Here is an 8,790-nt window from a genome sequence, read left to right as displayed (position 1 = left end):
TTAATAAATGGGTTTTAATTCATTAATAATATAAGTAGAAATTCTTAACTACAAAAATATAGAATGCGAAAAATAGATATTACCAGCCAATTATTAGTGTAGTGATGCATCACCAACGATAACCCCCCTACTAATAAAGTATCACTAGTGGATCACCAACCACTAAAAGTCCCCTATCGAATGTGTTGGTGGATTATACTTCGTGGAATCTGTACATAATCTTAAAAAATTAATATAAAACACTTGAATTAGTGGTAATTTTAATTAATGATTATTATTGTAGGGATGCACATGTAAGGGTGTGTGATTCACCAACGGAACGATTCGTGATAAAGGAGGTAAATTTAATGGATGGAATACATGGTCAAACGGATCATAAAGAAAAAATATCCGATAACGTTTGGCAAATTAATGAGTTTTCAAGAAAAGTTGATGTTCACTATAACACGATAGATAGATGGTTTGTAAGATTAGAAAAGAACGGAATACATTACGTTAACCGTGTACAACCAAGTGATAAAAAGGTATATGACCAATTAGACTATGAAATAGCTCTGTATATAAAAGAATATAGAGATAAAGGTTGGATGCTTGATCCTATTTTTGAAACTCTTCCGAATGAGTTTGATTTAAGGCCTTTCCCTGAAGGTGAGGAAGTAAGTAGTACGAATATATTTGATTCTTCTGCAGCATTTAAGGAAATGGAAGAAAAGATTATAGCTAATCTAAAGGATGAAATAGTAGATCAAGCAAGACTACAAGTGAAACAAGAGTTTCAACAGTCATTTAATGAGTTAATTGAAATGAAAGAGCAGATTTTAAAAAGTCTACCAGAACCAGAAGATAAAGCTGCTGTAAGGGAAAAGAGATTTGTAGAGGCGGTTACATTTCATAGAGTACGCGCTGAATTAGAAAAAGAAGCAGCAGCAGAATGGGCAAAAAAGAGTGAAAATGAACGTACAAAAAGAGTTGGTATATTCTTTAAAACGGAAGATACAGCTAAACGAGCGGATTATATTAAAGACTACGTAAATGAAAAATATGAAGAGCGATTAAAAGAAAAATTTGATCTGTAATTCTATGAAAATATATTGACCGCACTTTAATTAAGTGCTAACATGAACGTATTGAATATAGTAAGTACATTATCTAATATAATAAATAGGCTAAGAAAACCCCCACTAACTGAGTTAGCGGGGGTTTTCTATTTGCAGTCTGCTTGCATTAATTGTTTTATTTTAATAACTACGCTTTCTAAATCGCTGCATTTAGTCTTTAAAACCTCGTAATCCTCTTTATATTTATATATTTTACTAACTAACTCTCTGTTTTCGTTCTGTAAAGATTCAATTTGAACATCTTTATCCTCGAAGTTTATCAAGTAACTATTAAGTTCATTTAGATTATGTTCCATTTGTTTAAGAATTGGAGCGATTATAAAGTTTGGTCTAATGCATTGTGTATATACAGGCTCTTTATTGTGACTCTCTAGATCCCTCTTAGGATTTTTATCTTTTATTGATTTATCTATCTTTGCTTTGGATAATTCAGTTGCATACTCTTTGCGTAATTTTGAATTCCATCGAAACCGTGCAGCGCCACTACTTTTGTTTATTTGTTTTGCAATATAGTCACATGCAGCTATTTGAGTGTCCCCCCTTTCAACATATGATAGAACTGTAGTGGCTAATAATAAGTCATCGGCTTTAGTCCAACTGTTTTTCTTTGTGATAGTATTCAAAGTATCAATTCACCGCCTATATATTCTTTTAAAGAGGCATTATTTAAAAAAGATACTTTAAATTTATGAAATAACTCAAAAAAATATACCTATTAAGGGTGCATCACTATTGATACAACAGTACTAATGGTGAATCACTAGCGAACAACTAGCCACTAGTGATTCACCATTAGAGATGCATATGAGTCATTTGAAAATATAATAAGTGCAATTTCATAAGACTGTAAGCTACTGGGACGGGTTATTTAAAGAAATTAATATTTTTTATAAGAGTAGTTAAAATAAAATATGGTATCTTATTGTTAAGTGAAATTGAAATGAAACTAAATAATGACAGAGATTTATTACTAAATAGAGAGTTACTTATTCTTATTAAAGTTATAAAGGAGTATTTATATGAGTATGAAATTAGGAGATATGGATATACCTAATTATATAGAAGCAGAAAAAGTTGTAATTGGGTCAATTTTATTAGAGCCAGATACAATTGAAAAGGTATTACAGAAGCTAGTTGTAAATGATTTTTATAGTAGTAATAACCGAATAGTATTTGAATGTATATTAAGCTTACATCAAGAGAATAGTCCTATAGAGCTTGTTTCGGTTACTACTAAACTACAAGAAATGAATCAATTAGGTAATGTATCTGTAGGATATTTGGCTGATTTAGCTGAAGGTGTTTCTTCTACTGCAGGAATTGATTACTACATAGATCTTATCAAAGATAGCGCTGGGAAAAGAAAACTACATAAAATCGGTCAAAAGTTAGCTCAAGAATCGTATAACTATGAGAAAGATACAGAAGAGTTAATTAGTGAAGCGGAACAACTCTTGACTGATATAAGTAATCAGCAAACTAAAGATGACAGAATGCGTACAGCTTTAGATATAGTAACAAGCACATATGAAAACATTGAAACAATGGTTAATCAAAAAGGTGATTTAACTGGAATACCAACGGGGTACACTGAGTTAGATCGAATGATGAGTGGTTTGAACTCTAGTGACCTCATAATTGTTGCTGCAAGGCCTTCGGTGGGTAAAACAGCATTTGGTTTAAATATTGCTCAGAATGTCGCTACAATTGCTAGAGAGCCAGTTGCAATATTTAGCTTAGAAATGGAAAGTGAACAACTAATGAAACGTATGCTTTGTGCAGAGGGAAATATTGATGCGCAAGCATTACGTAATGGTAATTTAAGTGGAACTGATTGGAGTAAACTAATGATGGCCATGGGGGTTATCTCGAATGCCCCGTTATTTATAGATGATACTCCTGGAATATCAGTTGAAGAAATACGCCGTAAGTGTAGAAAGTTAAAAAGAGAGCATGGATTATCACTAATATTAATAGATTACTTACAACTAGTTACCCTTCTCCACTCAAAAAATGGAGAAAACAGACAGCAAGAGGTGTCTACTATATCGCGTTTGCTTAAGAGTTTAGCTAGGGAACTTAAAGTACCTGTGATTGCATTATCTCAACTGTCTAGGGGTGTAGAAGCTCGACAGGATAAGCGGCCAATGATGTCTGATATAAGAGAATCAGGTAGTATTGAGCAAGATGCTGATGTTATAGCATTTCTATATAGAGATGATTACTATAATGCCGATACAGATAATAAAAACACAATAGAAGTAATTTTAGCTAAACAACGTAACGGCCCTGTAGGTGTCGTAGAGTTAGCTTTTCTTAAGGAATATAATAAATTTGTTAATTTAGAAAGGCGATTTTCTTAATTGAGATTCGTCTTTCTGTTTTTAGTGGTGAATCATTAAAAAGCAGTGAGACACTAGTGATGCACTATTAATAGGTGCGTAAGGTATTGGTGATGCACACTCGAATAATAAAAAAAGACCTGGTTACGTCTTGTGAACGGATCAGGTCTTTTTTTATCGGGTTTTATTTTAGGCTGTCTTCCCACTCTTTTAATAATTCATTATTTAATACTGAAGAATCTTCGATAACGCCCACTACAGAGTTTGAAGCTGTTGTAACAGTCAACTCCTTTGGTTTTAGTGATGCATCATTATCCTGTTGGTTCGGTGGATCGCCAAATAATGACTCAAAAGAAACCACTGTATTATTTTCCTTTGGATTTATAGCAGGGAGTTCTTCAATTGATTCTTCAATAGGATGTACTGATTCATCTATTAGTGGTACATCATTGGTGTGTGGTGTATCACTAGTGATATGCTCATATGGTACTAGTGATGCATCTTCAATGGTGTTTGTTTCTTTCTTTTCTTTTGTAATTGCGGATTGATCAATAATATACGGCTTGTTTGGTACATTATCTTCAGGTTCTACCTCGTTCCATACAATATCTCTGTGAGGAGAAATCTGTTGATGTATATATCGATTCTTTTTCTTCTTTTTAGGCGATTCAAAATCAATATTCATAGATTCTAAAGATTTTTGTTGAATATTTGCCATTACTTTAGATAATTCTTCATCTTTATCATTTGTTTGAATAGAAGGAGTAGGTTTACCCATCAATTCACTTATGTTTTCTTTTATTATTTCTTCTGATTCAGTCTTTATTTTAAAGTTTTTACGCGTTGGCGCTTCTTTTCTGATCTTCATCCAATATTGTGCTGCTTCTTCATCAACTTTCACAGTTGCTTCTTCAAATTCATGTTTGGGTACAAAATTAGCTTTAATAATCTGACCGGAAATAGGTACATTATGTTTAACTATTTTAACAGCACATTCGAATGCATCTTGATAGATAATATCTGAAGTAGATAGAACCTCTGTTTCAGTTTTTTTATAACTTAAGCCGGTACGGTTATTAGGGCTATCCATCATTGCTGAAACTTCCTGTGTGCTTTCACTTTCCTCAAATTTATCCTTTGCTCCAAAAATGGTACTGAAATCAGTTGCATCTTTTTTAGTCGCATCTCCATATAACATTTTATTACGTAGAGCAGCAAGTAGTGTTTCTTTCCATGGTTCACCATATTCTAATTCAAGTTGTGCGGTTGTTTGACAGATTACATTGACAATTGATTTATATTTTCTGCTTTGTGCAGGGAACTTTGCAAAATCTTCATAAATATAATCAGGGAATTCATCGCAATATAATGCATTATATGATGAAGTCATTGGTGGACGACGGAATACTGCATTTTGGTAACAAAGTAATGAAAATTTACCTAGAACATTACTTAAATTACTTAGCTGACCTTTAGCTGTATTAATGAGGAGAATGCCACCGTATTCTAGGAACTTATCAAAATCAAAATCAGATTTATCAAACAGAACACGTCGCATAAGTATATTTTTCCCTATATCGTCTAAAATATTCCTTAATCCTACAACATGTTCAGTTTTGGTATCAATAATTTTGTATTCTCCTTGGTATTTTCCTGATTGTATATATTCTGTAGTCATGTTTTTTCCGAAACCAGAAGTCGCAATAACATAAGCTTTATCGAACCACTCTTTTACAGACTGCATTATTTTCCAGTAATTTTTTGAGTCTCTATCTTTGATACTGTCAATGTCTTTTGGAATTCTATCTTCTAACTTTTGCATCATTCTCCATACGAGTTGAGCGTCATTATACATGTCAATTAAATCTGATAGATCTACTTTCTTTTCTGGATTATGTTCCATTAGCAAATATATATGGTTTTTAAGATGTGTACGCTGAGATTGGTCGAAAAAGAAATCAGCATCTTTTGAAAGACCACTAATAACCATTGCAAACATTTCTGCTACTTTATCTACGGGTCCGTTTAAAATGTTTAAAGATGGAGTATTGGGATTAGTTGGATCTATGTAAGTAATGGCTTCATCAGGGATACCGTGTGCTTTAGCTAGTCTAAGTACTTTCTGACAAAGGTCGTTACTTGGTTCGATTACTGTAATACCATTTAATAATTTCCCACGAATTTCTTCAGAAACATAATTTTTATCATTGTAGAATTTTTTGAAATTGTTAATCATGAAAGTCATGTAATGTAAGTCTTGGTTAATTAGAGGTAATCCTAAAGCAGCTGTTTTACCAGTACCAATAGCACCAATAATAATCATATTTAATGTTCTATCTAAACCAGGTATAACAACCATGACATTCTTTTTATTCGGTCCTAATTCTACATCAGGTTCTGGTATAAGGATCTTACTTTTATCTTTAAATTGTTCGCTTATCTCGGAAGCTATTTTTCTCTGCTTATCATTAGATAGGAATACTTCAGCTATAGATGGTAGTGAAATATTATATTCCCATGTTTTAAATAATTTTATTATTTCTTCCCAATGTGAGTTTACCAACTTGAATAGCCAATAATAAGTAAGTAACAGAAAAATTAATGGGAACGAAAGTATGAATAGCATTAAGTTATCAAAATTGTGGACAACAGCAGCTTGTACTTCGTAATTCGGAACAAATAGCATTTCCTTTTTAAAATATAAATAAGGAATTAAGGTTCTTACAACTGGTGTACTACACGTCCATAAATATTGAAAGGTCATACCTAAAAAGGTGATTCCAAAAACAATATATCGGTATTTTATCTCTTGCAGCTTCTTAATTTTTGTCGATAGTATCCAGGTGACAATAAATAAAGAAAATGCAAAAATTGGCTCTATAAAATATGGAATGCTTAATGGATCGCCAATTAAAAGTGGTATTGAGATATTGGGTAATCCCAATTGAATACACCATAGTAGAATGTATTTTACAAACCCGCGAAAAGAAAAAAGTGCGGATAGTGAGATTAGTACCATTACTGCCCAGTAAATTTTCTGGTAATCAATTTTAAACTTAGAAAAATTCTTCAAATAACTTCATCTCCCTCTGCTGTATATCAAAGAAACAAGGATTAAATTGCCTAATATCATTTTCGCGAATTAATATGACATTTTGTTTAGAAGCAGAAGAGTGAAAAATATCGTGCATTACAGATGTTTCAGTTCCCTCTAATTCCTTAGGATAGATTGCTATTATTTTGGTATCTCTTGGCATCACCAACTTTCCTCTTTCTGAATCGTTTTGTACAAGTAGTTGTGCAACTTCGGATAAATCTTTATAACTATTAACGTTCCCTTCCTGCATTTTAATCACAATTGCATCAAATTCTAATAGTCCTTTTGCATTTTGTTCATCTTTTTTATGGAAATGATATACTGGTAACTTTTTAGAAAGAAAACCTTGATGGTAAAAACCTAATTCTTTTAATGATTCATCAGTGTTTATTAGTGTTGCTGTATATGGGAAGGTAATTACATTATTGAGACGTGAAATTATTCCATTGTGAAATTCTTGTTCGGGTATTCTTTGATGTCTGGTTTTCTCTAAAATTTGATACATTACAGCTTGAATTCTTCGCATTGGTGTAACATAAACTTTTAAATTTGAAGCTGCTAATTCAGGAATGTTCTTTATTAATTCTTTTAAATTAGCAGTTCTCTGTTTTTTTGTACCATGATCAGAAACAGTGGGATATGAATTATCTACTATTGAGAATATAACGTGATGATTAATTGTTGGCATAAGTTTAGTGAGTTTAATATATTTTTTTATCTTAGTTTCTATTATGTTATTTCTTTCTGTTCCAGTATCCACTTCAATGCTCAAGAAATGCTTATTAATACGAAATATCCAATCAGGTTTAAGGTTGTTATCTTCCTCTTTAATATCCTTGAATAAAGGGAAAGGTTGTATTGAGTAAAGTACATCATCCTTTCGGGTCCACTTATCTCTATCACTCTGTCCAAGATTTATATGTGATCCCCACTCATTAGATTCATATATGAAATGTGGTTTATTTGGCCACAATGAGAATGGGTATAAATTATCAATACCGTATTCTTTTATGAAATTCTTAAATACATACGTAATATCGCCATTTTGTCCTAATATCCATCCTTTCCGATTTGCTTCAAGTTCTATAGTTTGTAAGACAACTTCTTTAATACCCAGAGTATGCTCGTATTGCCTTCTACTAATATAAAAGTTCTCTTTAGCGTTTTTAATAAAACCAGCCTGTTCCAAAATAAATAAGCCCTTATCTCCGATAGTGAACATGTTCATTTCATACCCATATCGCTTTTTTAAATAGTAGTTCTCTTTTTTTAGTAATTTAAGATTACTCATTTTGTTAAGCCTATTACGGAAAGCATTATAATTCATTGATTCATTATAAAAAAAAGAATTAAAGGTATAGAGTTGTTTAACAGTTAATAACCGTTGTTCATATAAAAATAGCAATGTATACATATCACTAATTGTTAAATATATACCCGAATGATTTTTTCCGTTTATATATTTTAAAATCCACGTATCTTTTTTCATTGGTCACCTCTTATATACTTTTTTCAAATTCGTGTTTACAGTAGTTTGAATTGATAGAAATTATATTAATAAAATTTTCTTGGTAGCTGTATCCCATTATTTCAGCAACAGATTAGCACTATAAAACATGAAATATATAAAGAAAAATATGGTGTTAAAACATTGATATATATATCTGTTCATAGTGTCATATTATACTCACTTTAAATTTATATTTTAATACCATTTTATAAGTATTTAGTTGCGGTTTTCAGGGCTGTATTAATTGTTGTAAATAGCACTCAATATTACTCTATAAACCTAACCATACTTAGTTTTATAGAGATATTAGATATGTGTACATAAAGTAAATGTTCTAAAATAGGTTTAAGCACACATATCTGAGGTATGTGTGCTTAAACCTATTTGTATATCATTATGTAACAACACCTTGTATAGATCTTATGGTTCATATTCTAATTTTAGTTAAGGTATGAAATGGAACTTATACTCTTAAAATATTAGTGGCTAATCATGAGCTATTTGTAAACTTTCTTTTAAGGTTGTATTAACCATAATTAGAAAAGGATAAAATACAAATTTATTATCAAACAGGTACTTATAAAAATGAGTTAAAACTATCATATTTTAATGGGTGACTATTATGCGTTACCTATTGAAATGTATTTATATCAATGTTTTTGAGTGTGGGGAGATAGTTGCTATAAAATATCTTCAAAAAAGGTATTGGAAATCGGGTGAAAA

General features: G+C 31.4%; 5 protein-coding genes. 2 read left to right on the top strand and 3 right to left on the bottom strand.

Features of this window, described 5'->3' with window-relative positions:
* The first annotated feature begins 347 nt into the window (after positions 1-347).
* On the top strand, positions 348-1,076 hold the full coding sequence (locus BCG9842_RS28405) for a hypothetical protein (protein WP_000348688.1): 729 nt from the start codon (positions 348-350) through the stop codon (positions 1,074-1,076).
* A gap of 128 nt (positions 1,077-1,204) precedes the next feature.
* On the opposite strand, the gene BCG9842_RS28400 is transcribed toward BCG9842_RS28405, so the two are convergent.
* Positions 1,205-1,741 carry a hypothetical protein gene (locus tag BCG9842_RS28400; protein ID WP_001092482.1) on the bottom strand — a complete coding sequence of 179 codons (537 nt, stop codon included), beginning with the start codon at positions 1,739-1,741 and terminating at the stop codon, positions 1,205-1,207.
* Between the two features lie 396 nt (positions 1,742-2,137).
* Here BCG9842_RS28400 and dnaB point away from each other — a divergent pair, with 396 nt between their 5' ends.
* Complete coding sequence (dnaB, locus tag BCG9842_RS28395; protein WP_000062040.1) at positions 2,138-3,481, top strand: replicative DNA helicase; 1,344 nt, start codon at positions 2,138-2,140, stop codon at positions 3,479-3,481.
* 163 nt (positions 3,482-3,644) lie between these two features.
* Here dnaB and BCG9842_RS28390 read toward each other — a convergent pair whose 3' ends face one another.
* Together BCG9842_RS28390 and BCG9842_RS28385 are read right to left on the bottom strand one after the other, a co-directional pair.
* Entirely contained in the window at positions 3,645-6,533 is a 2,889-nt protein-coding gene (locus tag BCG9842_RS28390) for a type IV secretory system conjugative DNA transfer family protein (protein ID WP_000787963.1), read from the bottom strand.
* On the bottom strand, positions 6,517-8,046 hold the full coding sequence (locus BCG9842_RS28385; RefSeq protein WP_000711118.1) for a replication-relaxation family protein: 1,530 nt from the start codon (positions 8,044-8,046) through the stop codon (positions 6,517-6,519). The genes BCG9842_RS28390 and BCG9842_RS28385 overlap by 17 nt, the downstream gene beginning before the upstream one ends.
* Positions 8,047-8,790: the final 744 nt, after the last annotated feature.

Source organism: Bacillus cereus G9842 (assembly GCF_000021305.1).
GTDB classification, from domain to species: domain Bacteria; phylum Bacillota; class Bacilli; order Bacillales; family Bacillaceae_G; genus Bacillus_A; species Bacillus_A thuringiensis_S.
This window is presented reverse-complemented; position numbering and strand designations above follow the sequence as displayed.